General features: G+C 35.5%; 1 protein-coding gene. It reads right to left on the bottom strand.

The window, feature by feature from the left end:
- Positions 1 to 352, bottom strand: a 352-nt coding sequence (locus K9U41_RS23685; RefSeq protein WP_282643261.1) for a hypothetical protein, incomplete at its 3' end; no start/stop codon positions are given.
- Between the last annotated feature and the right edge of the window lie 39 nt (positions 353 to 391).

The raw sequence follows: 391 nt of genomic DNA, 5'->3' as shown, positions 1-391 counted from the left end.
CTTCTGCAGTAATACCTGCAATTACAATAGGAATGCCCTTGTAGCTTGGTATTTGTAACACATCGCCAGTAGCAGCAATAATAGAATTATAATTTACGTATTCCCTAAAAACTGTGGATAATCTTGATGCTAAAGCTGCATTCATAATCAAGCAATTAGCACCATTTGGAACGGATAAAATAGCATTATCAAGTGTTTCAAGGAATTTTGCTTGTTGTTTTTTTGCAGATGTTTCTGTTCCAATTGATAATTCGCCGCCGTTTGCAGTGTCAAATGTAACTGTGTAAACTTGATTGTTATTCTTTAAGCCTGTAATTGCATCGCCACCTTCGCCCTTAATCAAATAATTCATAAATTTTCTTCCTAAATTCCTTGCAGCAGACCTTACTTG

The organism is Xanthobacter autotrophicus (genome assembly GCF_029991245.1).
In the GTDB taxonomy this organism is placed as follows: Bacteria; Pseudomonadota; Alphaproteobacteria; order Rhizobiales; family Xanthobacteraceae; genus Xanthobacter; species Xanthobacter autotrophicus_C.
Note: the sequence above shows the minus strand (reverse complement) of the source record. Positions and strands in the feature narration are given on the sequence as shown.